Source organism: Comamonas brasiliensis, from assembly GCF_018292285.1.
Lineage (GTDB): Bacteria > Pseudomonadota > Gammaproteobacteria > Burkholderiales > Burkholderiaceae_C > Comamonas > Comamonas brasiliensis.
Map to the genome: position 1 here is coordinate 131,487 of NZ_JAANES010000005.1, position 22,600 is coordinate 154,086.

Genomic DNA, 22,600 nt, shown 5'->3' on the forward strand with positions numbered 1-22,600 from the left:
TACCCGCAGGCAGTCGCAAACGCTACGTTGCGCTGCAGCATGGGGGCTTAAAGTGATTGCATCAATGCACAAGCAAGGAGCAAGACATCATGGCAATGGATTTTCAAGGTCGTGTGGCCATCGTGACGGGAGCGGGCGGCGGTCTGGGGCGTCTGCACGCGCTGGCCCTGGCCAGGCGCGGCGCCAAGGTGGTGGTCAACGATCTGGGCGGCGCGGTGGACGGCTCGGGCGGCTCGGCCACGGCGGCGCAGCAGGTGGTGGATGAAATCCGTGCGGCGGGCGGCGAGGCGATTGCCAACGCGGCCTCCGTGACCGACTTCGAAGCCGTGCAGGCCATGGTCAAGCAGGCCATCACGGCCTGGGGGCGCGTGGACATCCTGGTCAACAACGCCGGCATTCTGCGCGACAAGAGCTTTGCCAAGATGGACATGGCCGACTTTCGCCTGGTGGTCGACGTGCACCTGATGGGCGCGGCCAACTGCTGCAAGGCCGTCTGGCCCTATATGCAGGAGCAGAACTATGGCCGGATCGTGATGACGACCTCGTCCACGGGCCTCTATGGCAATTTCGGCCAGGCCAACTATGGCGCGGCCAAGCTTGCCCAGGTGGGCCTGATGCAGACGCTGGCCATCGAAGGCGCCAAGCACAATATCCGGGTCAACGCTCTGGCCCCCACGGCGGCCACACGCATGACGGCGGGCCTGCTGCCCGAGCCGGTACTGGAAGCCTTGAAGCCGGAGGCCGTGGTGCCCGCCATGCTGGTGCTGGCGCACGAGAGCGCGCCCACGCGTACCATTGTCTGCGCAGGTGCCGGCGGTTTCGAGGCCGCACACATCACCATGACCGAGGGCATTTATCTGGGCATGGGCGAGAACGTTCCCGAGGAGCTGGCCGCGCGCCTGGCCGAAGTCACGGCCAGCGAGGGCCAGCAGGTGCCGGCCAGCGGTGCCGTCCAGGGGCAGGTGGAAGTGGGCAAGGCCATGAAAGCGCATGGACATTGATCAAAGCCAAGCTCGCGGCATTTTTTGGCCCGTGCCGGCGGCAGCGACGGCTGCCAGCTGCGATTAGCACAGCTGAAAAAAGCCCTCTTGCGAGGGCTTTTTCCGTTTGGGAGTGAGCATGTGCTCATGCCAGGGCTTCGGTTAACCTGACAAATTTCTGGCACAGCCACGGGCTTGTAGCAGCTCAACAGGCCGAAAAACGTGGTTAAGCGGCCAGCCGCCTTCGCGTTGCGCCTTGTTTCTCTATCATTCGCCGTCTGGGCGCGATTGGGCAGACGAGGTTTGTCGTCAGCGTCTTCACTAAGAAGGTAAAAACAATGAAGACATCGCAGGCCGCCGTGAATATGCCCACCGCCGAAAGGCTGCTGGGCATTCGTCGCGGCATCGAGAAAGAGGGACTGCGGGCACTGGCCACGGGCTCGCTGGCCCTGACGCCGCACCCTGCGGAACTGGGCTCGGCTCTTACGCACCCGCACATCACCACCGATTACAGCGAGTCCCAGCTGGAACTCATCACCGGCGCGCGCCTGGGTGTCGAGGAATGCCTGGACGAGCTCACCGAAGTCCATCAGTTCGTGCTGCGCAACCTCAGCGAAAGCGGCGAGCTGATGTGGAACGCCAGCATGCCCTGCCGGTTGCCCACGGACGAGACGATTCCGCTGGGCCGCTATGGCGGCTCGCACTCGGGCCGCTCCAAGAGCGTCTACCGCATGGGTCTGGGGCACCGCTATGGCCGCCGCATGCAGACCATCTCGGGGATTCATTACAACTGGTCGCTGCCCGGAGTGAGCAGCGACCAGTACTTCGCGCTGATCCGCAACTTCCGCCGCAACGCCTTTGTGCTGCTGTACCTGTACGGTGCCTCTCCTGCGCTGTGTCCCTGCTTTGTGGAAGGGCGCGAGCATCGCCTGCAGCCGCTGGGCGACGGCAGGAACGCACTGTATCTGCCCTATGCGACCTCGCTGCGCATGGGGCGTCTGGGCTATCAGAGCGATGCGCAGTCCAGCATCAATGTCAGCTACAACGGACTCGAGGGCTATGCGGACTCGCTGCATGAGGCGCTGACCCGTCCCTACCCGGCCTACGAGCAGCTGGGCGTGAGAAACCCCGGGGGCGACTACAACCAGCTGGGCACGGGTCTGTTGCAGATCGAGAACGAGTTCTACGGCACCATCCGCCCCAAGCGCACCGTCAAGAGTGGCGAGCGCCCGCTGCACGCGCTGCGCGAGCGCGGCGTGGAGTATGTGGAAGTGCGGCTCATGGACATCGATCCGTATGAAACCGTGGGCATCGCCCCGGCCACCATGCGCATGATCGACGTCTTCCTGCTGCACTGCCTGCACAGCGACAGCCCCGATGACACGCCCCAGGAAATCGCCGACCTCAAGCACAACCAGCATCTGGCCGCCGAGCAGGGCCGGGAGCCGGGCCTGACGCTGGTGCGCAACGGCCAGCAGGTGCTGCTGACCGAATGGGCGCAGGAAGTGCTGGAGCAATGCCGTCCCTATGCCCAGGCGCTGGATGCCGCGCATGGCACGGGCGACTACAGCGCCGCGTTGGAGCAGGCCCTGGCCCGCATGCAGGACGCGCAGTCCACGCCCTCGGCCCATGTGCTGCAGGAGCTCACCGGCGCCTATGACAACCATTTCATCGACTTCATGACCACGCAGTCCGCCAAGGCGCGCGATGCCTTGCTGGCCATGCCCTGGACGGCCGAGCAGCAGGCGCGCTACGAGCAGATGAGCCAGGAGTCGGTGGTCGCGCAGCAGGCCATCGAGGCCGCCGACACCATGACGTTCGAAGAGTGGCGCCAGCGCTATATGGACCCTGCCAGCCTGCGCTGATTGTCTGAGCTCAGTCGCTGAAAGCGCTTGCGGCCTGCGGGTTGCAAGCGCTTTTCCCATTGCGCGGGCGGTGGTGTCACAGCCTCGTCATCTGTGTTTCATATCGTAACGATCGGCGGGGCACTGCGCTCCGCGCTTGATCGGCGGTGTGCTCATGTTGTTGAAGAAATTCCAGAACCTTTCGGTGGCTCGCAAGATGTGGGCCTTGTTCCTGGGGCTGTTGCTGTGCAATGTGCTGGTGGCAGGCGGCCTGTTCAGCTATTTGCAGAATGTGGAGCAGCGGGTCAGCGCAGCGGTGCAGGCCACGGACAAGCGCATCAATCTGGCGCTGCGCTGGCAGGCGCTGACACTGCAGAGTGTGGAGGCCGCGCTGGCCAGCGTGCTCTCGTCGGAGGAGCATCTGATCGCTCAGCTTTCGCAGAAAGCGCGCGGGCTGATGCAGCAGGCCGCAGGTCTGCAGCAGCAGGTGCAGGCCGATGCCCAGACCGAGGTGGATCGGGGCGGGCTGACCAAGGTGGAGCAGGAGCGCAAGGCCGTGCTCGATATCTATGAAAAGGCCTATCAGGCGCGCGATCTGGGCAAGGCCTGGGAGGCGCAGAAGCTGGTGGACGAGCAACTGATCCCGGCCTCCAGGCGCTATGTCCAGGCCCAGGATGCCTTCATCGAGGCCCAGCAGCAGCAGCGCCTGGATGCCGAGCAGCAAGGGCGCGAGCAAACCGCCGTCGCCAAGCGCATGGCCGTGGGTGTGGGCCTGTTCATGGGTCTGGTGGGGGCGCTGCTGTCGCTGGCGACGATTCGCTCCATCACCACTCCCCTGAGCGAGGCCGTACAGCTGGCGCAGACGATTGCGGCAGGCGATCTGAGTTTTTCGCCGCCGTCAACGGGGCGCAGCGACGAGCTGGGTCGGCTCATGCAGTCGCTGGCGCTGATGACGCGCCAGCTGCGGGGCCTGGTGGGTGAGGTGCAGGGCGGCGTGGAGGCCGTGGCCGCCGCATCCAGCCAGATGGCGCAGGACAACAGCGACCTCTCCGATCGCACGGCCCATGCGGCAGAGCAGCTCAAGGCCACGGTCAGCAGCATAGAAAACATGGTCACCCTGGTCACTCATTCGGCCGACAGTGCGCGCCATGCCGACCAGAGTGCGCGCAGCGCTGCCGAGGCGGCGGCCAGCGGCGGCAGCGTGGTGCAGGAGGTGGTGCGCAACATGGAGCACATGGCGCAGAGCAGCCAGCAGGTGGCCGCCATTGTGGGGGTGATAGACGGAATTGCCTTCCAGACCAATATCCTGGCGCTGAATGCCGCAGTGGAGGCGGCGCGGGCCGGCACCCAGGGCCGCGGCTTTGCCGTGGTGGCAGCCGAGGTACGCGAGCTGGCCCAGCGCAGTGCCGAAGCGGCCAAGCAGATCCGCCAGCTGATGGACCATTCCACCCGGCAGATGAAGTCGGGCCAGACGCTGGCGCTGCAGGCCGGTCAGCGCATGGAGCATATCGTGCGCGATGTGCGCACGGTCAGCGGTCTGATTGCATCGATCACCGAGGCAGCCCAGGCGCAGAACCAGGGCATTGCCCAGATCAGCGAGGCGGTGCAGGCCCTGGACCATATGACCAGCCAGAACGCGGGCCTGGTGGCGGAGTCCAGTGCGGCGGCGCGCGAGCTATTCCATCAGGCGCAGCGACTGGAGGCCGGGGCAGGGCGTTTCCGGGTCAGCTACCCGTCGCTGGGCAACGAGATCGTCGATATCGATTTCGATGATGATGCTATGAAAGATGAGGCTCGTCCGCGTACCCTGCCTGCGCTGGAAGCCGAAACGGCATAAGTTTTGGCAGCCTGATTTCAGCCTGCGATCAGGGCTTCGGACGCATCTTCCAGCCAGAAAGACAGCGCACCGTAATAGCCTTCCCAGACGCAGCCGTTGCAGCCGCGCCCGCAGCAGCTCGTGGGCTCGGGTGGCGGCTGGCGCAGCGTAACCTCCGCTGCCGCGGCGCGCTGCTGCCAGAGTGCGATCTGGCTGCGAGCCTGGGTCAGCGGCTGCAGCAGGGCTGCATCGCTCATTTCCTGAAGCGAACCCAGAGAAACTGGGCGATGAATGCCAGACCCAGCACCAGGGCGAACCAGCCCACGATGTGGGACTGGGCAAACAGCTGGGCGATGCCGCTTTCGGGCTTGAACACCGGAGCCAGCAAGATGATGATGCCGATCAGCGCAATCGTCAGGCCTTTGATCAGGATTTCGTTGCGGGATTTGGGCTTTTGGGGGGCGGATGGCAGGGGCATAAGCGAGCGGACAGGTCAGAAAGGCAGAGGCAGATTATCCTTGCGCGCCTGAATTCACCGACATAAAAGGGTGTTTGCGCCGATTGCGTGCCCACACCCCGCACAACAAGAAAGATCTGCGCTATGGCCATCCAATGGTTTCCCGGTCACATGCATCTGACGCGTCAGGCCATCACGGAGCGCGTCAAGGAAATCGATGTGGTCATCGAGGTTCTGGATGCGCGCCTGCCTGGCTCCAGCGCCAATCCCCTGCTGCAGGAGATGACCGGCCACAAGCCGCGCCTGAAGATACTCAACAAGCAGGACATGGCCGATCCCGTCCAGACCAAGGCCTGGATGGACTGGTACAACGCCCAGAGCGAGACCCGCGCCATCGGGCTGGACGCCTCGGAGCCGGCGCCCACCAAGCGCCTGATCGAGCAGTGCAAGCTGCTGGCGCCCTCGCGCGGCGGTCTGGCCAAGCCCATGCGCGTGCTGATCTGCGGCGTACCCAATGTGGGCAAGTCCACGCTGATCAACTCCATGAGCGGCAAGACCCAGGCCAAGACCGGCAACGAGGCCGGTGTGACCAAGCTGGAGCAGCGCATCGTGCTGGCCGACGATTTCTACCTCTGGGACACGCCGGGCATGCTGTGGCCGCGCATCATCGTGGAGAAAAGCGGCTACAACCTGGCCGCCAGCGGCGCCGTGGGACGCAATGCCTACGACGAAGACCTGGTGGCGCTGGAGCTGCTGCTGTATTTGCAGAAGCACTATGCCCCCATGCTGGAGGCGCGCTACAAGCTGGGCATCTCGGCCGAGGACATTGCGGCGCTGCACGATGACGAGTTGCTGACGCTGATCGGCAAAAAGCGCGGTGCCGTGATGAGTGGCGGCCGCGTGAATCTGCAGAAGGCGGCCGAGCTGGTGCTGACGGACTTCCGCGATGTGAGCATCGGCCGCATCACGCTGGAGACACCAGCTGAATTTGAGGCTTGGCTTGCCGAGGGCCAGCAAAAGGATGTGGAGCGCCAGGCCAGAAAGGACGCCCAGACCAAGGCGCGCCGAAGCGCGCGCCGCCGGCAGCCCTGAGCTTGCGGCTGACGCCCGGCCCCGGGCGGCGCAGGCAGATGGCATCGGGCAGGCAGGCCTGGCGTGCAGATTTTCTGAATCAGACTTGCCAGGGCGATTGAACTAATTGGCAACTACCCCTAGCATTCATCATTCAGTCTGAATGCTAAAGGGCTTGCATGCGGCGTCATTTTGTCGAGGCCAGATACAGGTTGCCCATGCGTCGCATGGTGTGGCTGGGCTGTCTCTGGATGTGGGTCCTGGGCGCCATGATGAGTCTGGTCTGGTTGCTGGCACCCGCTGTGGACGACATGGACCTGGCGCTGTCCGGCGGCGTCATGCTGCTGTCGCTGCTGTGCATGGGACTGGCCAAGACCAGGAAATGGGCCTGGGCCGTGTCCTGTTTTGTCTGGGGCAACTGGCTGTTGAGCCTGCTCTGGGCCTGGCACACGGGAGGGCTTTACGGGCCCGCCGTGATGGCTTTCCCGGCCTGGCTGGTGGTTGCGGTCTGGGTGCAGGGCACGCGTGCCGCCCTGGCGATGCTGGGCCTGTCCACCTTGGTCGTTGCCGCCCTGTGGTGGCTGGCGCCCCAGATCGGCATGCCCGCTGCGGCGCTGTCGGCAACCGAGCACCTGCTGGCGCTGATACATGTGGTGGGCATGATGATGCTGGTGCTCATCATTTGCCTGCAGGCCAGGGCCAGCCTGGGACGACGCGTTCAGAAAAGCATGGAAACGCTGGCTGCGCTGGAGGCCAGTCAGAACGAGCTGCGCAAGTTCTACCGGGCGGTCGAGCAGAACCCGGAGAGCATCGTCATCACCGATCCCCAACTGAAGGTCGTGTATGTCAACGAGGCCTTTCTGAGCCGTTCGGGCTATGCGCGCGAGCAGGTGCTCGGCCAGTCGACCGAGCTGGTCTCCACCATGGGCATGGATCGCAGTCATCGTCAGCGCGCGCTCAAGCAGCTGGCCACGGGGACGCTGTGGCGCGGCGAGATGACCAATCGCACGAGCAAGGGCGAGGCCTTGCGCGAATCGGTGCTGGTGACGCCGATTCGCACGCCGCAGGGCGAGGTCGTCAATTATGTGGAGCTCAAGCGCGATCTCTCCGAGCGTGTGCTGGCCGAGCGCCGCATCCATGACCTGGTCTATCTGGACCCGCTCACGGGCCTGCCCAACCGCCATTCGCTGACCCTGCATCTGCGCGAGCTGAACCTGGCCCGCCAGGACGCCTGCCATGGCCTGCTGCTTCTGGATGTGGATCGCTTTTCCGTCTTCAACGATGTGCATGGCATGCAGCACAGCGATGAGCTGGTGCAGGCCATGGGGGCCAGACTGGTCGAGGCGCTGCCTGACGATGCCTGGATTGCGCGTATCGCGGCTGCGGAATTTGCCATCGTCTTCGATAGTCTGCACAAGCATGCCCAGGGCGTGGAGGAGCAGCTGCAGCAGTACGCGCTGACCTTGAAGAAGGCCTTGCAGAAGCCGTTTTCCCTCAATAGCTGGATCGAGACCGAGTTTGTCAGCTGCTGCATAGGCGGCGCGGTGCTGGAGCCGGCCCTCAAGGGCGGCAACAGCCATGACGTGCTGCGCTTTGCCAGCGTGGCCCTGCATGAGGCCAAGCAGGGCGGGCCGGGCAGCGTGGTCCTGTTCGAGCCGCGCATGGCTCAGGATGTTTACCGGCGCGTGCGCATTGCCAAGGATCTGTACCACGGCATCTCCCAGGGAGAGCTGCGCCTGTATCTGCAGAGCCAGACCGATGCGCGCGGCCGCTGTGTGGGCGCCGAGGCGCTGGTGCGCTGGCAGCATCCGGAATGGGGGTTGGTCAGTCCGGGAGAGTTCATTCCGGTGGCCGAGGAGTCCGAGCTCATCGTGCGTCTGGGTGACTGGGTGCTGCGTCAGGCCTGTACGCTGCTGGCGAGACCGGCAATGGCGGAGCGCGGTCTGCGTCTGTCGGTCAACGTCAGCGCCCAGCAGTTCGGGCATGAGGACTTCATGGCCACGCTGGACAAGATACTGAGGGAGACCGGTGCCAATGCGCGCCAGCTGACGCTGGAGATCACCGAAGGCACCTTGCTGCGGGATCTGGACCAGGCGCGCCGGCGCATGCTGGCTCTGCGCGGCCTGGGGATAGAGATCTCTCTCGATGACTTCGGCACCGGCTATTCCAGCATGTACAGCCTGCAGCATCTGCCGATCCAGGAACTCAAGATCGACAGGAGCTTCGTCAGCGGCAGCCATCGCTCCGAAAAGGACGCGGCTTTGGTGGAGGCCATGCTGCTGGTGGCGCACCGCTTGCAGCTGCGCGTGGTGGCCGAAGGCGTGGAGCTGTCCGAACAGGCGCTGCAGCTGACGCGATGGAACCCGGATATCGTGCTGCAGGGCATGCTGCTCGGGATGCCCATACCGCAGCAGCGCTGGCAGGTCGAGGTACTGGGCGAGCCCGATACGGATGCCAAGACGTGAAAAAGCCCGCAACCATTGCTGGTTGAGGGCTTTCAGCGATGAATGCCGTGGTTGGCCGTGATCAGGCTGCCGGCTGCTCGAAGTAGCGACGCGCCAGCAGATCCCAGAATCGGGAGCCGCGGCCGATGTTGTCATCGTTGAAGTCGTAGGCCGGATTGTGCAGGCTCACGCCGGGTTGGCCGTTGGTAGGACCGTTGCCGATCCAGCCATAGGCACCGGGCACGGCCTCGAGCATGAAGCCGAAGTCTTCCGAGGTCATGGCGGGCAACACGTCGTCAAAGGCCTTGTCCTCACCCACGGCCTCGCGCATCACGGCGGCCATGAACTTGGCTTCGCGGGCATGGTTGGTGGTGTTGGGATAGGAGCCGGGGCGCAGGGTGAACTCGGCGCTGCACAGGTGGGCTGCGGCCACATGCTCGCTGATGCGCTTGATGCCTTCGATGAACATCTCGCGCGTTTCCTTCTTCAGGGTGCGCACGGTGCCGGCGATGATGGCGTCATCGGGAATGATGTTTTCCACGGTGCCGCTGGTGATCTTGCCCACGGTGAGCACGGCCGAATCCAGGGGGTCGGTGCTGCGTGAGACCAGGGTCTGCAGCTGGCTGACGATGGCGCAGGCCACGGGGATCGGGTCCAGCGTGGTGTGGGGCATGGCGGCGTGGCCGCCCTTGCCGTGCACCTTGATCTGGAAGCGCAGGGTGGAGGCCATGATGGGGCCCACACGCACGGCCATCTGGCCGGCCGGCAGCGAGGGCCAGTTGTGCAGCGCAAACACGGCCTCGCAGGGGAATTTCTCGAACAGGCCGTCATCCATCATGGCCTTGGCGCCGGCACCGCCTTCTTCGCCTGGCTGGAAGATCAGGTGCACCGTTCCGTCAAAGTCGGGCTGCTGCGCCAGCGTGGTCGCGGCTCCCAGCAGCATGGTGGTGTGGCCGTCGTGGCCGCAGGCGTGCATGCGGCCCTTGTTCTGGCTGATGTGCTCGAAGGTGTTGATTTCCGTGACGGGCAGGGCATCCATGTCGGCGCGGATGCCGATGCTGCGACCGGGGTTGTCCTTGCTGCGGCCCTTGCCGTAGATGCTGGCGACGACGCCAGTCTGGCCCAGGCCACGATGCACGGTCAGGCCCAGGGCCGTGAGGTATGCGGCGACCTTGTCGCCGGTGCGGTGCTCTTCGTACTTGAGCTCAGGATTGGCATGCAGGTCGCGGCGAAAACTGAGCAGCGTACCGAGGTGAGGAGTGATATCGGGTGTAGATCGCATACAGGGGCCGCGGAGCACCCAGCGCTGTAACTGTCGTGGCAGGCAAGCGTCGCGGGCCTGCCGGTGACCGCAGCATTTCAATAGCAAGACCCCCATCATAGGCGTACGCGAGGAGTGGGGGCTTAGGTAGATACCGAAATCAGGGATTTCAGCGTTTGTGCTAACCGAGAAAAAAGCAAGCGGTGACTCACCAGGCCCGATCTCTGTAGCGCTCGGAGGCGAATGTCCCGTCAGTCATGTTTTTGCGGGCCCGGGCAGTGGCTCTGGCAACGGTCTGATGCTGCGGCAATGTCCTGCGCACCAGCTTGCTGCGGCGCAAACGGCGAAAATACGAGCTTATGACCGCACAGAACGCCAAAATCTCCCTGTTCCAGCAACTGCTGGTGCGTCCCGATCGCAACGATCCCAAGCCCCTCATCCTCTACCATGGTCGTCGCTGCCCCGACGGTTTTGGCGCGGCGCTCGCGGCCTGGCTGTTCTATGAAGGCCAGGCCGAGTTTCGCGGCCTGGACCACGGCGAGATTCAGACGGCCGACGATCTGGGCGAGCTGGCCGGTCGCGCCGTCTATGTGCTGGACTTTGCCTTCGAGCCCGCACTGATGGCCGAGATCGAGTCGCGCGTGGCCAAGCTCGTGGTGCTGGACCACCACAAGAGCGCGGCCGAGAAGCTCAGCGGCTACCAGTGCCAGTGCGGCGTGATCCATTTCGATATGAACAAGTCCGGCGCACGCCTGGCCTGGGAGTTTTTCCAGGCCGACAAGCCCGTGCCCGGCCTGATTCGCTACATCGAGGACCGCGACATCTGGAAATGGGAGTTCCCCGAAAGCGCGGCCTTTCTGGCGGCACTGGACATGGAGCCCGTGCGCAGCTTCGAGCGCTGGGCCGAGATCGCAGCTTTCACGCCTGAGCAGGAAGCCGTCTACATGGCCCGCGGCGGTGCCATGGACGAAAAATTCCAGAAGCTATGCGTCGATATCGCCGACGGCGCCCAGGTGTTGGTGTTCAACGGCAGGCAGGGCCTGATGGTCAACTGCCCCGGCATGTTCCACAGCCAGGTGGGCGACCTGCTGGCACGCCAGAGCGGCAGCTTTGCCCTGATGTGGCATGCCAATCACAAGGGCACCAAGGTGGGCCTGCGCTCGCGCTCGGAGTTCAACTGCATTCCTCTGGCCGAGAGCTTTGGAGGCGGCGGTCACGCCCAAGCTTGTGGCTTCAAAATGGGCAACGAGCGTCTGGTGGAATTGCTGCAGGGCGAGCTCAAGGCCGATCCCGAGGCGCAATACGAGTTTGCGGCCGCACCCAGCCTGCAGTTCGACGAGGAAGGCAAGTGGGTTCGTGCCACGCCCAAGTCCGTCTGATTTTAAAAATCATAGCTTTCAGCGCTTTATATAAAAGGGCTGGAAGCTATTTTTATGGGGTAGGCTGCCAGCCCGGCAGGGCCAGCAGCTTTTGCCAGTCCTGCGCTTCCTGCACCTGGGGCAGGGCAGACCAGTCGGCCTCGAAGCGCAGGAGCTGGCCGCTCACGGGGTGGGCGATCTCCAGTGCCCTGGCATGCAGCCACAGCCGCTGCTGACCCAGGCGCTCGGCCCACCAGCGGTTCAGCGGCCCCTTGCCGTGGGTGGCGTCGCCGATGATGGGGTGGGCCACATGCTTGAGGTGGCGGCGGATCTGGTGTCGGCGGCCCGTAGTGGGCAGGGCCTCGACCAGGCTGATGCGGGTCTCGGGGTGCCGGCCGTCCCAGCTTTCGGGCCAGGACAGGCGTGCCAGACAGCGCAGGCGCGTGTGCGCCTCCTGCACCGGAGCATCCTCGGGCGCATCGTCGGGCTTGAGGGGGTGATCGACTTCCACCGCTTCGGGCAGCCAGCCGCGCACCAGGGCCCGATATTCCTTGCGGGTTTCATGGGCTGCAAAGCGGGCCGCCAGGGCCTGGGCCGCTTCCTTGTTCAGCGCCATGAGCAGCACACCGCAAGTGCCCTTGTCCAGCCGGTGCACGGGCCAGACGTGGCGGCCCAGCTGGTCACGCAGCGTCTGCATGACAAAGCGGGTCTCGTGCGCATCCAGCCCTGTGCGGTGCACCAGCCAGCCGGCGGGTTTGTAGACCGCGACCAGATGCTCGTCCTGCCAGAGGATATGCAAAAAGGGATTGTGGGCGGCGTCGGGCATGAAGTGGGCAGGCAGTACAGGGCGAGCCGCACTCTAGCGCACAGTGCAAAGCTTTGCTGACCAGGGTCTGCCTGCCGGCAGGCCGCGCTGTCGCCGAGAATCGGTGCGGGCCGCTCGACGTCGGCCCATTGTGGGAGACTGCTGCCAGCGCATGACGGATCAAGGCTGGCAGCCATTTGGAGGCTTGATCTCGTGTCTGTGATGTTCAAGGGCGTGGTGGTTTCGGTACTCGCGTCCATGCTGTTCGCTTCGCTGTATTACCTATCGCCTTTTCTCACCCCGCTCGATGGCGAGCAGATCTTTGGCTGGCGCGTGTTGGTGACGCTGCCTTTCACAACGGCCCTGCTGTTCGCTCTCAAAGAGGTAGCGGCGGTGCGCACCTTGCTGGCGCGAGCCCTGGCCCAGCCCCGCTTTGGACTGCTGCTGGTGCTGAGCTCGGCGCTGCTGGGCGTGCAGCTCTGGATTTTCATGTGGGCCCCCATGAACGGGCGTGCGCTGCCGGTGTCGCTTGGTTATTTTCTGCTGCCGCTGGTGATGGTCGTGGCCGGGCGCTTGCTGTTTGCCGAGCGCCTGACCCCCGGCCAGGGCCTGGCCACACTGGTGGCGGCTGCGGGCGTGGCACATGAGCTCTGGCAGGCGGGCGGGATGTCCTGGGAGACCTGGGTGGTGGCGTTGGGTTACACGGTGTATTTCTCGCTGCGTCGCTGGCTGCAGACCGATACCTTGGCCGGTCACTGGATCGACATGGCCATGCTGGTGCCGGTGGCCGTCGGCTTCACATTGCGCGCGCCCGGCAGCTGGCCGCTGGTGGCGGGCCATCCGATGCTATGGGCCCTGCTGCCCTTGCTGGGTATGGTCAGCGCCGTGGCGCTGGCGCTGTACATGATTGCCAGTCGCTGGCTGCAGCTGGGTCTGTTCGGACTGCTGTCCTATGTGGAACCCGTCCTGTTGGTCGTGGTGGCCTGGCTGCTGGGCGAGAGCATGGAGCCGCAGCAGCAGACCAGCTACGCGCTGATCTTTGCCGCCGTGGGCCTGCTGATCCTCGACGGCCTGCTGCATTCATGGCGTGGGCGTTCACACACATCGGACTGAGAGTGCCGGAGTTGTTGCCCCAGATTGGTGCGTCGCAGGGCAATAATGGAAACTTTGTTTTCTTTGAAGGAACTGCTCGTCATGGCATCGACCCCATCCCCTATCCGCGTTGCTATCGTCGGTTACGGCAATCTGGGCCGCGGCGTGGAAGCTGCTGTCGCCAGGAACCCCGACATGCAGCTCAAGGGGATTTACACCCGTCGCGACCCTTCCGGACTCAAGCCCCTGGATGCCGGCACGTCCGTGCACTCCATGGACGCCTTGCTGTCGCACAAAGGCCAGGTCGACGTGCTGATTCTCTGCGGCGGCTCCAAGGACGATCTGCCCACGCAGGCGCCCGAGCTGGCGGCCCATTTCAATCTGGTCGACAGCTTTGACACCCATGCCCGCATCCCCGAGCACTTTGCCAATGTGGACAAGGCCGCCCGGGGCGGACAGTGCACGGCCCTGATCTCGGCGGGCTGGGACCCGGGCATGTTCTCCATCAACCGCGTGCTCGGCGAAGCCCTGCTGCCTGACGGCACCACCCACACCTTCTGGGGCAAGGGCCTGAGCCAGGGCCATTCCGATGCCATCCGCCGCGTGGAAGGCGTGGCCGGCGGCGTGCAGTACACCATCCCCGTGCAGGAGGCTGTCGACAAGGTGCGCTCCGGCGTGCGCCCTGAATTGTCCACCCGCGAAAAGCACCAGCGTGAATGCCATGTGGTGCTCAAGCAGGGGGCCGATGCCGAGGCCGTGCGCAAGACCATCGTGGAAATGCCTCACTACTTCGACCAGTACGACACCACGGTCCATTTCATCAGTGCCGAGGAACTGGCCCGCGACCATGCCCGCATGCCCCATGGCGGGTTTGTGATCCGCAGCGGCAACACCAGTGCCGAGAACAGGCAGGTCATCGAATACCGTCTGCAGCTGGACAGCAACCCCGAGTTCACTTCCAGCGTGCTGGTGGCCTATGCCCGTGCCGTGCACCGCATGGCCCAGAGCGGCCAGCACGGCGGCAAGACCGTGTTTGACGTGGCCCCCGGCCTGCTCTCGCCCAAGAGCGCCGACCAGCTGCGCGCCGAGCTGCTGTAAACCCCTGCAGCCATGAAAAAAAGCCTCGCGACACCGGCGAGGCTTTTTGGATGGGAACAGGCTGCAGCGTCGATCGATGAATCGCCGTCAGCCAGGCTGGCTCAAGTGGCTGCGGGGGCGGCGACACCGCTCACGCGTGCGGCATCCTCCAGCCTGTCCACATCGCGCAGCGGCTTGAACAGCGTCATCCAGCCGCCCACCACGCCCAGCGTGCACAGACTGCCCAGAATGGCGGCGGGAACCGCACCGAACCAGGAGGCGCTGCTGCCCGCGCGGAACTCGCCGAGCTCGTTGGAAGAGCCGATGAACAGCATGTTCACCGCATTCACGCGGCCGCGCATATGGTCGGGTGTGGAAAACTGCACCAGTGCGCCCCGGATATAGACGCTGACCATATCGGCTGCACCGGCCACGGCCAAGGCCAGCATGGACAGCACAAACCAGTGCGATAGCGCAAACACCAGGTTGGCCAGTCCGAACACGGCCACGGCCGCAAACATCACCTTGCCCACGTGGCGGTTGATGGGGCGAGACGCCAGCCACAGGCCCATGCAGACCTCACCCGCGGCCATGGAGGAGCGCAGCAGGCCCAGGCCTTGCGGGCCGACCTGCAGCACCTCGTGTGCATAGACGGGCAGCAATGCCACCACGCCGCCCAGCAGCACGGCAAACAGATCGAGCGAGATGGTGCCCAGGATGATGGGGCGGGTGCGCATGAAATGCAGACCTTCGGCAAAACGCTGCCACATGGTGGTTTGCCCGTCGATACCGATCATGGGGCTGGCAAAGCGCACGGGGACCTGGCTCAGCAGGACCGCTCCCAGAATCAGGGCGATGCCGCAGACCGCATAGGTCAGCACGCCGCCACCGAGTGCATAGAGCAGGCCGCCCAGCACGGGAGCGGCAATCGCCGAGATGCGCATCAGCATGCTGTTGGTGGCCAGGGCCTTGGCCAGTTGCTCGCGGGCGACGATCTGCGGCAGCAGGCTTTGCAGCGCCGGTCCGCTGAACGCCCGGCTGCAGCCAAACAGCACCAGCACGGCATAGATCCAGTGCACATCGTGCGCTCCGCTCTCGGCCAGCAGCCACAGCAGTCCCGAGCACACCGCGGCCACCAGCCAGCTGATGCCGAGCAGGCGTTTGCGGCTCATGCGGTCACTGAGATCACCGGCGGGAATCAGCAGGCCCGCCATGGGCAGGAACTGCGCCAGCCCCACATAGGCCAGAGACAGCGGCTCGCGTGTGATGTCGTAGACCTGCCAGGCCACCACCACGGCCTGCATCTGCTGGGCAAACATGGCCAGCATGCGTGCCAGCACGAAATTGACAAAAGCGGGGTCGCGCAAGGGCGCAACAGTGGAGGCCTGGGGGGCGCTGGGTGGGACGGGGCTGGACAAGGTGAGATCCGTGAATGCGGCCGGGGAGGCTGGGGAAGGCCTGGGCTGGCCTTCTGCCTCGGCGACCTGAAAGGTCAGAGGGCCGAGTATGCGCGATCGCCTTGTTTTCTGCACAACTTGTGGCCGCCATGAGCATTCACTTCTGCTGCAGTTCGTATCCGGCAAGCAGGCTGCGGATTGGCCGTCAAGCCGTGCAGGAGAGAAGCCTTGTTTGTCAAAAAATGTTTACCGACGAAGGCATGAGTCACTTTCCCACACGCAAAAAAACGGCGCGGATTCATCATAGCTTCACGCAAACGGTTTGGCTTTATGAATAGCGAAGCTTTCTCTCAAGGAGTGACATCATGTCCATGCTTTCGATGCAATACGCAGGAACTCTTCTGGGCCGCGAAGCAGTCATTGAATTCCCGGACAGTCAGGCCCAGGTCCGCTATACCGCCAGCGGGCAGATGCGCTGGCGCGTGGTGGACTCGCAGGGGCATATCTCCGAGGGCTGCGAGAACCTCAGCTATCTGCAACTCAGCGACCATCTGCACTTTCTGAACTGGATCGAGAAAACCGGCTTCACGGTAAGCCAGGTCATCGATTCGGCCAAAGGTACTGTGCAGGCCTTCTGGTCCTATGCCGACAACCAGTGCGAAACCGGTCATCGTTCCTCCATGTTTGTCGAAGGCCGCTTCCGCCTGCGTTGAATCTGCCGGCTCCTGCCCGGCATGCAGCGCAGGCAGGGGTCAGCGCAAAGAGTGTGTGTGAGAGGTCAGTGTCTTCCTCTCTTGCCGACATCCGAACGATGTCGGTTTTTTGTCCGTGAAACATCAAAGGACCACCGGACGCTGCGTATTTTTTGATCGCTGCGGCCCAAGCTAGCACCGGTGCGGCTTTGCTCCGTTTTCCCGAGGTTTGTCCACAGGCGGCTCCACAGTCGCTGGGCATAACCTGCCATCGTGCTTGCCGAGCGGTTGCGTTCAGGCAATGCCACTCTAAGTGGCTATGGCCAAACGGAAATCGCATCCGGCAGCAAACCGTGACGGATGCGCGCGCGGGCGTGAAACATCGGCGCATGAGAATGCAAAAAAGCCGGCACCATGGCCGGCTTTTCGGTGCCAGGGTGCTGGCTTATTTGCGCTTGTCGGCGATGGCCGAAGACACCACCATGTCCAGCACATAGACATAGCTCGATGCGTCGGCGGGCACGTTCTGGCGCTTGAAGCGGTTGATGCGCAGCACATTGCTCACGCCGGCTTCATGCTTGTAGCCTTCGATCTCGCTGTAGAAGTTTTCCCACTGACCGGTATAGGTCTTGACGCCGTTGTCGCCATAGCGAATTTCACGCACCTGCAGGCATTGGTAGTCCTTGATCACGCCGTGGCTGCAGGCCTTGCGCTCGGGGGCCACCTCCAGAAAGATGCGCTCGGGCGCGCTGCCGTACTGGGTCTGGGCGGTGGGCTTGCCGTTGAGCTGCCAGCGCGTGCCGTCGATGAACTGCAGCGTCAGGCGAGGCTGCTCTGCGGCGGAGCCGGCGAGCTGCACTTTCCACTGCTTGGCCGTTGGCAGAATGCGCGCGACCTGCTGCTCCAGCATCATCAGCTGGTTGTCGTTGCAGGCACGCAAGGTGCTCATGCCGCGTTGCAGATTGATGCGCTGGCCTTCGATGCTGTAGGCCGACGAGATGACGTTGCACAGATTCTTGACGACGACGCGCTGGTCCACAAAGTCCAGCTCGATGGGGGCCTGGCTGGAGCTCAGGAACCAGCTCTGGTCCTCATTGCCGGCAGGCGTGTAGGCCTGCTGCAGCTTCCAGTGATAGGCGGTCAGCGATGCGGCATCACCTGCGGGGCCTGTAGGGCCGGAGGGGCCGGGCTTGTCTGCACCGCCGCCTGTCGTACCGCAGGCGGCCAGCGTCATGGAAGCAACAAGGGGAAGGCACCAGGTCCAGCGAAATTTCATAGAGTTTCCTTTTGGGGGAATGGAGGAATACGGCAAACCGTGTCAGCACAAAAAGAGTCTGGCTGACCATATCAGTTCCCTGCGGGTTGTATCTGACCTTAACCCAACCTTGGTCATTGTTTTGACGTTCCATGGCCTCAGAGTGTCAACAAATGCAGCTCGCTGACGGGCGTGGCAAAACCAGAAGGATGAAAGACCGGTAAAGATCGCAAAAATCCGTACGGCCAGACAGCGCTTCGTCAAATTAGCCTTTGCCAAGCTGCTACGCTTCGAAGCTAGGGCTGTGGAAGAGAATATGGTCCGGGCATCAAGGAGTTTCTGTGCGCTTAGGTGGTGTTGCTTTGTTCGGTCTGAATTGGGGGCGGTTGGGTGCTGTTGGCATGTTGGCGGGATTGCTGGGCGCCTGCTCGGCCACTGCACCGCAGCAGATGCCGGTGCAGGAGACTTTCGACTCCAGTTCCACCTTCTCTCGCGGCTTTGATGCGACACCGGCACAGACCTGCGAGGCCGCGCGCCGCGCCTTGCTGAGCCAGGGCTATATCGCCACGGCCAGGACGCAGGAGCTGATCGAAGGGCGCAAGAACTTCCAGCCCAATACAGAGACCAACCTGGAAATCAATTTCCGTGTGGTCTGTGTGCCGCAGACCAGCGACGGCATGGTCAGCCTGGGTTTCGCGACGGCGCTGCAGGATCGCTATTCGCTCAAGAAGAGCGCGACCTCGGCCAGCGTGGGTGTGAGTGCTCTGGGGTCGCTGTCGCTGCCCTTTTCTTCCAGCAACGATTCACTGGTCAAGGTCGGCAGCGAGACCATTTCCAAACGCAGCTTCTACGATAGTTTTTTCGAGCTGGTGGAGAACTATCTGAAGCAGGATCAGGATGCGCCATAGTTTCGATTAAATCGGCCTGTAGCGCTTGATGGGTATGAGTTTGAGGTCCTTATTTGATAGCAATATAGTCAAAAGCGGCTCGGGGAGCCGCTTTTTTGTCGGCGAGATCCGTTCAGATGAACAGCGCCGGATCCACCATGGCGCGGTTCAGCATCACGCTCCAGTGCAGGTGGGGTCCGGTCACGCGGCCGGTGGCTCCGACCTTGCAAAAGGCATCGCCCGTCTGCAACTGGTCGCCCGGTTTGCAATCCACCTGGCTCAGGTGGCAGTACATGGTGAGCAGGCCGCCGCCGTGGTCCAGCCAGACCGTGCCGCCGTTGAAGAAATAGTCGCCCACATCGATCACCTTGCCGGGCAGCGGTGCGCGCACTGGCGTGCCCGTAGGGGCGGCAATGTCCATACCGCTGTGCGGATTGCGTGACTGGCCGTTGAAGACACGGCGCAGGCCGAAGCTGCTGGAGCGGCGGCCCGGCACCGGCACGCGCATGTGCAGGCTGCCGGAAGGTGGCGGCTCGGTGAAGGTGGCCATCACGGTCTTCAGGTGGGCGGCCTCGCGTTCGTAGCGGGCATTGTCTTCGGCAGACAGATCCACCGTCTTGGGTGAGACCTTGAGGCGCTGCTCCACATACTGTTTGTCGCGCACCGTAAAGCTCATGCTGCGCGAACGGCCATCGGTCTTCACGCCAACGCTTTGCTCGCCCGGTGTGGTGGCAAGCGGTATGCCCACCAGTGCGGTCCACTCGATCATGTCGCCCACCACCAGAACCTCGGACTCTGCGGTTGTGACCAGGGGGCGTGCGGAAGCCGGGCCCAGCGACAGGCGCGCGACGCCACCGGGAACCCTGCTGTCCTGCGGCCAGAGCGCGCTGTCCGAGCTGGTGCTGCGTGCTGCCCAGGCCGGTGCGGCGGTAAACAGCGCTGTTTGCGCCATCCATTGCAGCAGGCGACGGCGTTCGGGCGGGAGAGAGGGGCTGGTAAGTTTCTCGGTCGGCATGGTGCTTATCGTGTTGTGCAGGCATTGTGCTGTATTGCTATCGATAGCGGAGCTAAAGGCGATACAGACACGTGAGCTTTACGCTGGCTGTGCCTTGAAGACCGGCAGCGCGATCAGGGCTGGCGCATGTTCCGGGCCAGGTCCAGCTGTCCCCGCTGCTCCAGGGCCTGGACTGCACCGAGCCGGTCGCGCTGCTGCTTGTTCTGGCTCAGCTTGAACTTGGCTTCCAGGCGGTCAACGCTAATTTCCAGGCCCACGATGGCGCCGAGCATGCGCTGCAGATAGTCGGGCGCAGCGTCGCTCATCTTCCATGGGGCCTGGGCATTGTTGCTGGCCTCGTGGCGGCGGGTGAGCCGGCCCACCACGCCGCGCACGAACTTCTCATCGTCGCGCACGCTGATGCGGCCATGGGCATGGACCACACGGTAGTTCCAGGTCGGGACCTGCTCGTGGGTCTCGTGCTTGCTGGGATACCAGCTGGGAGAGATATAGGCCTGCTCGGCACGGAAGATCACCAGCACGGAGCTGTCGTCCCTGATCTGCTGCCACACAGGATTGGCGCGCGCCACGTGGGCGATCAGGCGTAGCAAGCCATCCTCGTCCTGCAGCAACTCGAACGGCAGGTGATTGGCATCCAGTCCCGCGTCGGACTGGGTGACCAGGCAACCCAGCGGGTGAGCCTGGATAAGGGCATGCAGGGCGGTGGGGTCGTCGACCTTGAAATGGCTGGGGTTGTACATGAAGACCTGCTGCAGTGAGTGGCGCAAAAACGCATGGCCTTGTTTATACAGCCGTGCAGGCCGCGCACTCACAAGCCGCCTGCGTGAAAGGCGGCCTGGCATGAGGGCGAGCGACGTTTCAGCGGTGCTCGCGATCCCCGCGTGAGCGGCCCTCGGCGCGCGCCGCCTGCATGCGGGCCTGCTGCTCGGCCTGGTGCTGTTGAGCCTGTATCTGTGCCTGCTGGCGTTGGGCCTGTTCCTGCACCCGCTGTTGCTGCATCTGGGCTTGCTGCTGGCGCTCTTGCTGCATCTGCTGCTGGCGCTGAGCCTGCTCCTGGGCACGCTGCTGTTGCATCTGCTGCATTTGTGCCTGTTGCCGATGCTCTTGCTGTTCACGGGCTTGCTGCATTTGCTGNTGGCGCNGGGCCTGCTCCTGGGCGCGCTGCTGTTGCATCTGGGCTTGNTGCTGGCGCTCCTGCTGCTCTCGGGCTTGCTGCATTTGCTGCTGGCGCTGNGCCTGCTCNTGGGCGNGCTGCTGTTGCATCTGCTGCATTTGTGCCTGCTGCCGATGCTCTTGCTGATCACGGCCTTGCTGCATTTGCTGCTGGCGTTGAGCCTGCTCCTGGGCGCGCTGCTGCTGCATCTGGGCTTGTCGCTGGCGCTCCTGCTGCTCGCGGACTTGCTGCATTGCTTGCTGGCGCTGGGTTGGCTCCTGTGGACGTTGCTGCATGGCTTTCTCGGCCATGGCAGCCTGCATCTGCGGTGCCTGCGGTGGATGGCGATCATGCGGGTCTTGGGGTGGCATCAAGGCATTGCCATTGGACGCGCGCGGCCCGCCTGGAGCCTGGTTTGGAGCCTGGTTTGGTCCCTGGGCAAAGCCCGGCCTGCCCGGTAGCTGTGTAGCCAGGGGGCTCTGTGCTGGCTGGCGCTGGTTCAGGCCATGGCCACCGGCTGCCATGGCGGCGGCACCGACGGCTGCGCCCGCAGCCATTGTCCCCGGCCCCGCAAGGACGCCTGCCGACTGGGGCTGCATGGCCGGCTCGCGGCGCTCGCCTGTGGCATTTTCATGGATGCTGTTGATATAGGTGTTGTCCGTGCGATGGATGTTCTGCACCACGGTTCGCGACTGCGATATATAGGTGGTGTTGTTGTAGACCACGGCCGGACGGGCCTGCGGGGGCGGGGGACGCTCGCCGTGACGCCAGGGCCTTTCAGGATCGCCCCAGTGCATATTCCAGGCATTCCAGCCCCAGGACGGATGCCTGTCCATGGACCCGGCCAGCACGATGGCGGTGCCAAAGCCCATGAGGCCGGCCATCACGGGCACGCCGGCCACGGGAGCCGAAGGCGGCACCTCCACATAGCGGTAGCCGCCATATACGGGCAGCGGCTCACCGTAGACCGCAGCCGGGTCGTACTGAGGAACGTAGACCGTATCAACTTGGGAGGGGCTGATTTCAATAAACTGCTCCGGTGGCTCTATGACAGGGTCGGGCAGCGGTGTGACCACGGCTCCTGGCGTATAGGCCACGGCGGCAGGCGTGGACGCCAGGTTGACCTTGAGCTGGCTGGAGGTCTTGAGCGTGCCGGCCTTGTAGGCCCGGTTGCGCATGACCTGTATGGCGTTCATTACATCCGAGGGATCGTTGTAATAGGCTTTGCCGAGCGCCGTGGTCCAGGGCAGGTTGGAAGCCAGCTGTTCCAGCACGTTGGGAAACTGGGTCAGTGATTTGACGGAAGGGTCCCAGTTTTGGGCGTTGACGGCGTTGCTCAGCGCCGTCTTCTGCAGTCCGGGGTTCTGCCCCAACCAGGTTTCGGCGGCGCTGATCTGGTCTGGATAGGTGGCACCGGCCAGGATCTGGGCCACCAGCTTGTCCGGGTAAAGCGCAATCGGCGCCACCATCCGGTAGAGCGCGTCAGCACCGGGTGGCACATAGGCTGCGGGCTGAGGCTGTGGGGCATCGGACATGGCGGCCGATGCCGAGGCCGAGGGCGCACTGTCCGCCTTGATCGGCGAATCCTTGTCGTTGCAGGCGCTCAGCGCCATGGCGGCGGCCAGGGCAATCATGCCCGGATGCCATAGGCGGGCGACCGTGTTTGGCTGCAGTTCCGGCTGTTGGGGCCGGGTCCTGGGGAAATGCGACATCTGACGCTCCTTGCGCCGCGCCGTGAAAATCACGGTGCTTTGGCGGATGCTGTTTTAACGCCAGTTTTGAGCCGTTGTTGACAGAGTGTTGTAAGCAAATAAAGCGAGTGACTGCAGGCCATGCTCCAGGAGAAAATGTAGATTTTGATAGCTTCTTTCGTAGTGTGGGTAAGGCTTAAAGGCTGAAATAACAAAAATTTTGGGCAAAGCATGCAGAGGGCGGTTTCTCGCCTGTATCTCCACGCTCGGGGCGATTTTTTTCCATGAAAAAGGCCTGCGCGAGG

At 63.7% G+C, this 22,600-nt stretch carries 19 protein-coding genes; 10 read left to right on the forward strand and 9 right to left on the reverse strand.

The genetic code is table 11. The annotated features are described in order from the left end of the window. Positions 1 to 89: 89 nt before the first annotated feature. From DJFAAGMI_RS19740 to DJFAAGMI_RS19750, 3 genes are all read left to right on the forward strand, one after another. Positions 90 to 1,001, forward strand: coding sequence for an SDR family NAD(P)-dependent oxidoreductase (locus DJFAAGMI_RS19740; protein WP_211458577.1), 912 nt, complete (start codon positions 90 to 92; stop codon positions 999 to 1,001). A gap of 317 nt (positions 1,002 to 1,318) precedes the next feature. Next, positions 1,319 to 2,845, forward strand: coding sequence for a glutamate--cysteine ligase (gene gshA / locus DJFAAGMI_RS19745; RefSeq protein ID WP_211458578.1), 1,527 nt, complete (start codon positions 1,319 to 1,321; stop codon positions 2,843 to 2,845). A gap of 154 nt (positions 2,846 to 2,999) precedes the next feature. Continuing rightward, the gene (locus DJFAAGMI_RS19750; protein WP_249334569.1) at positions 3,000 to 4,661 is read left to right on the forward strand and encodes a methyl-accepting chemotaxis protein; all 1,662 of its coding nucleotides are present in this window, start codon (positions 3,000 to 3,002) and stop codon (positions 4,659 to 4,661) included. Between the two features lie 17 nt (positions 4,662 to 4,678). On the opposite strand, the gene DJFAAGMI_RS19755 is transcribed toward DJFAAGMI_RS19750, so the two are convergent. Both DJFAAGMI_RS19755 and DJFAAGMI_RS19760 read right to left on the reverse strand, forming a co-directional pair. After that, complete coding sequence (locus DJFAAGMI_RS19755) at positions 4,679 to 4,897, reverse strand: oxidoreductase-like domain-containing protein (RefSeq protein WP_211458580.1); 219 nt, start codon at positions 4,895 to 4,897, stop codon at positions 4,679 to 4,681. Beyond that, on the reverse strand, positions 4,894 to 5,118 hold the full coding sequence (locus DJFAAGMI_RS19760) for a hypothetical protein (RefSeq protein ID WP_003053269.1): 225 nt from the start codon (positions 5,116 to 5,118) through the stop codon (positions 4,894 to 4,896). Before DJFAAGMI_RS19760 ends, DJFAAGMI_RS19755 begins: the two co-directional genes overlap by 4 nt. Positions 5,119 to 5,241: 123 nt before the next feature. Here DJFAAGMI_RS19760 and ylqF point away from each other — a divergent pair, with 123 nt between their 5' ends. Further along, the gene (gene ylqF / locus DJFAAGMI_RS19765) at positions 5,242 to 6,189 is read left to right on the forward strand and encodes a ribosome biogenesis GTPase YlqF (RefSeq protein ID WP_211458581.1); all 948 of its coding nucleotides are present in this window, start codon (positions 5,242 to 5,244) and stop codon (positions 6,187 to 6,189) included. 158 nt (positions 6,190 to 6,347) lie between these two features. Then, entirely contained in the window at positions 6,348 to 8,633 is a 2,286-nt protein-coding gene (locus tag DJFAAGMI_RS19770) for a putative bifunctional diguanylate cyclase/phosphodiesterase (protein WP_211458582.1), read from the forward strand. Positions 8,634 to 8,694: 61 nt separating this feature from the next. On the opposite strand, the gene DJFAAGMI_RS19775 is transcribed toward DJFAAGMI_RS19770, so the two are convergent. Further along, entirely contained in the window at positions 8,695 to 9,894 is a 1,200-nt protein-coding gene (locus DJFAAGMI_RS19775) for a M20 aminoacylase family protein (protein WP_211458583.1), read from the reverse strand. A 338-nt stretch (positions 9,895 to 10,232) separates the two neighbouring features. On the opposite strand from DJFAAGMI_RS19775, the gene DJFAAGMI_RS19780 reads away from it, so the two are divergent. Next, positions 10,233 to 11,252 carry a DHH family phosphoesterase gene (locus tag DJFAAGMI_RS19780; RefSeq protein ID WP_211458585.1) on the forward strand — a complete coding sequence of 340 codons (1,020 nt, stop codon included), beginning with the start codon at positions 10,233 to 10,235 and terminating at the stop codon, positions 11,250 to 11,252. Between the two features lie 52 nt (positions 11,253 to 11,304). On the opposite strand, the gene DJFAAGMI_RS19785 is transcribed toward DJFAAGMI_RS19780, so the two are convergent. Then, positions 11,305 to 12,057, reverse strand: a complete 753-nt coding sequence (locus tag DJFAAGMI_RS19785) for a pseudouridine synthase (protein ID WP_211458587.1) — start codon at positions 12,055 to 12,057, stop codon at positions 11,305 to 11,307. A 201-nt stretch (positions 12,058 to 12,258) separates the two neighbouring features. On the opposite strand from DJFAAGMI_RS19785, the gene rarD reads away from it, so the two are divergent. Next, positions 12,259 to 13,149: an EamA family transporter RarD gene (gene rarD / locus DJFAAGMI_RS19790; RefSeq protein WP_211458799.1), complete on the forward strand. Its 891-nt coding sequence runs from the start codon at positions 12,259 to 12,261 to the stop codon at positions 13,147 to 13,149. A gap of 81 nt (positions 13,150 to 13,230) precedes the next feature. After that, positions 13,231 to 14,226, forward strand: a complete 996-nt coding sequence (locus tag DJFAAGMI_RS19795) for a diaminopimelate dehydrogenase (protein WP_211458589.1) — start codon at positions 13,231 to 13,233, stop codon at positions 14,224 to 14,226. A gap of 101 nt (positions 14,227 to 14,327) precedes the next feature. On the opposite strand, the gene DJFAAGMI_RS19800 is transcribed toward DJFAAGMI_RS19795, so the two are convergent. After that, positions 14,328 to 15,623 (reverse strand): MFS transporter, encoded by a 1,296-nt coding sequence (locus DJFAAGMI_RS19800; protein WP_211458591.1) that lies wholly within the window; start codon positions 15,621 to 15,623, stop codon positions 14,328 to 14,330. Between the two features lie 344 nt (positions 15,624 to 15,967). Between DJFAAGMI_RS19800 and DJFAAGMI_RS19805 the strand changes: the two genes are divergently transcribed. Further along, on the forward strand, positions 15,968 to 16,315 hold the full coding sequence (locus tag DJFAAGMI_RS19805; RefSeq protein ID WP_043005470.1) for a MoaF-related domain-containing protein: 348 nt from the start codon (positions 15,968 to 15,970) through the stop codon (positions 16,313 to 16,315). 424 nt (positions 16,316 to 16,739) lie between these two features. Here the strand turns inward: DJFAAGMI_RS19805 and DJFAAGMI_RS19810 are convergent, their stop codons facing one another. After that, the gene (locus DJFAAGMI_RS19810; RefSeq protein WP_211458593.1) at positions 16,740 to 17,570 is read right to left on the reverse strand and encodes an META and DUF4377 domain-containing protein; all 831 of its coding nucleotides are present in this window, start codon (positions 17,568 to 17,570) and stop codon (positions 16,740 to 16,742) included. Between the two features lie 380 nt (positions 17,571 to 17,950). Here DJFAAGMI_RS19810 and DJFAAGMI_RS19815 point away from each other — a divergent pair, with 380 nt between their 5' ends. Then, positions 17,951 to 18,457: a DUF2242 domain-containing protein gene (locus DJFAAGMI_RS19815; RefSeq protein ID WP_052223941.1), complete on the forward strand. Its 507-nt coding sequence runs from the start codon at positions 17,951 to 17,953 to the stop codon at positions 18,455 to 18,457. Positions 18,458 to 18,569: 112 nt separating this feature from the next. On the opposite strand, the gene DJFAAGMI_RS19820 is transcribed toward DJFAAGMI_RS19815, so the two are convergent. The 3 genes from DJFAAGMI_RS19820 to DJFAAGMI_RS19830 all read right to left on the reverse strand — a co-directional run bounded on the left by DJFAAGMI_RS19820 (position 18,570) and on the right by DJFAAGMI_RS19830 (position 22,316). Continuing rightward, positions 18,570 to 19,451 carry a M23 family metallopeptidase gene (locus DJFAAGMI_RS19820; RefSeq protein ID WP_211458595.1) on the reverse strand — a complete coding sequence of 294 codons (882 nt, stop codon included), beginning with the start codon at positions 19,449 to 19,451 and terminating at the stop codon, positions 18,570 to 18,572. Positions 19,452 to 19,564: 113 nt separating this feature from the next. Then, on the reverse strand, positions 19,565 to 20,191 hold the full coding sequence (locus DJFAAGMI_RS19825; RefSeq protein ID WP_211458597.1) for an FMN-binding negative transcriptional regulator: 627 nt from the start codon (positions 20,189 to 20,191) through the stop codon (positions 19,565 to 19,567). Positions 20,192 to 20,309: 118 nt separating this feature from the next. After that, positions 20,310 to 22,316, reverse strand: coding sequence for a DUF3300 domain-containing protein (locus DJFAAGMI_RS19830; RefSeq protein WP_211458599.1), 2,007 nt, complete (start codon positions 22,314 to 22,316; stop codon positions 20,310 to 20,312). Between the last annotated feature and the right edge of the window lie 284 nt (positions 22,317 to 22,600).

Bases quoted from the DNA above. Each gene is read 5' to 3' on its own strand.
- DJFAAGMI_RS19770 (WP_211458582.1), top strand. From the start codon at position 6,348: ATGCGGCGTCATTTTGTCGAGGCCAGATACAGGTTGCCCATGCGTCGC.
- DJFAAGMI_RS19750 (WP_249334569.1), top strand. From the start codon at position 3,000: ATGTTGTTGAAGAAATTCCAGAACCTTTCGGTGGCTCGCAAGATGTGG.
- gshA (WP_211458578.1), top strand. From the start codon at position 1,319: ATGAAGACATCGCAGGCCGCCGTGAATATGCCCACCGCCGAAAGGCTG.
- DJFAAGMI_RS19780 (WP_211458585.1), top strand. From the start codon at position 10,233: ATGACCGCACAGAACGCCAAAATCTCCCTGTTCCAGCAACTGCTGGTG.
- DJFAAGMI_RS19815 (WP_052223941.1), top strand. From the start codon at position 17,951: ATGTTGGCGGGATTGCTGGGCGCCTGCTCGGCCACTGCACCGCAGCAG.
- DJFAAGMI_RS19795 (WP_211458589.1), top strand. From the start codon at position 13,231: ATGGCATCGACCCCATCCCCTATCCGCGTTGCTATCGTCGGTTACGGC.
- DJFAAGMI_RS19805 (WP_043005470.1), top strand. From the start codon at position 15,968: ATGTCCATGCTTTCGATGCAATACGCAGGAACTCTTCTGGGCCGCGAA.
- DJFAAGMI_RS19810 (WP_211458593.1), bottom strand. From the start codon at position 17,570: ATGAAATTTCGCTGGACCTGGTGCCTTCCCCTTGTTGCTTCCATGACG.
- DJFAAGMI_RS19740 (WP_211458577.1), top strand. From the start codon at position 90: ATGGCAATGGATTTTCAAGGTCGTGTGGCCATCGTGACGGGAGCGGGC.
- rarD (WP_211458799.1), top strand. From the start codon at position 12,259: ATGTTCAAGGGCGTGGTGGTTTCGGTACTCGCGTCCATGCTGTTCGCT.
- DJFAAGMI_RS19825 (WP_211458597.1), bottom strand. From the start codon at position 20,191: ATGTACAACCCCAGCCATTTCAAGGTCGACGACCCCACCGCCCTGCAT.
- DJFAAGMI_RS19755 (WP_211458580.1), bottom strand. From the start codon at position 4,897: ATGAGCGATGCAGCCCTGCTGCAGCCGCTGACCCAGGCTCGCAGCCAG.
- ylqF (WP_211458581.1), top strand. From the start codon at position 5,242: ATGGCCATCCAATGGTTTCCCGGTCACATGCATCTGACGCGTCAGGCC.
- DJFAAGMI_RS19760 (WP_003053269.1), bottom strand. From the start codon at position 5,118: ATGCCCCTGCCATCCGCCCCCCAAAAGCCCAAATCCCGCAACGAAATC.
- DJFAAGMI_RS19785 (WP_211458587.1), bottom strand. From the start codon at position 12,057: ATGCCCGACGCCGCCCACAATCCCTTTTTGCATATCCTCTGGCAGGAC.
- DJFAAGMI_RS19820 (WP_211458595.1), bottom strand. From the start codon at position 19,451: ATGCCGACCGAGAAACTTACCAGCCCCTCTCTCCCGCCCGAACGCCGT.
- DJFAAGMI_RS19775 (WP_211458583.1), bottom strand. From the start codon at position 9,894: ATGCGATCTACACCCGATATCACTCCTCACCTCGGTACGCTGCTCAGT.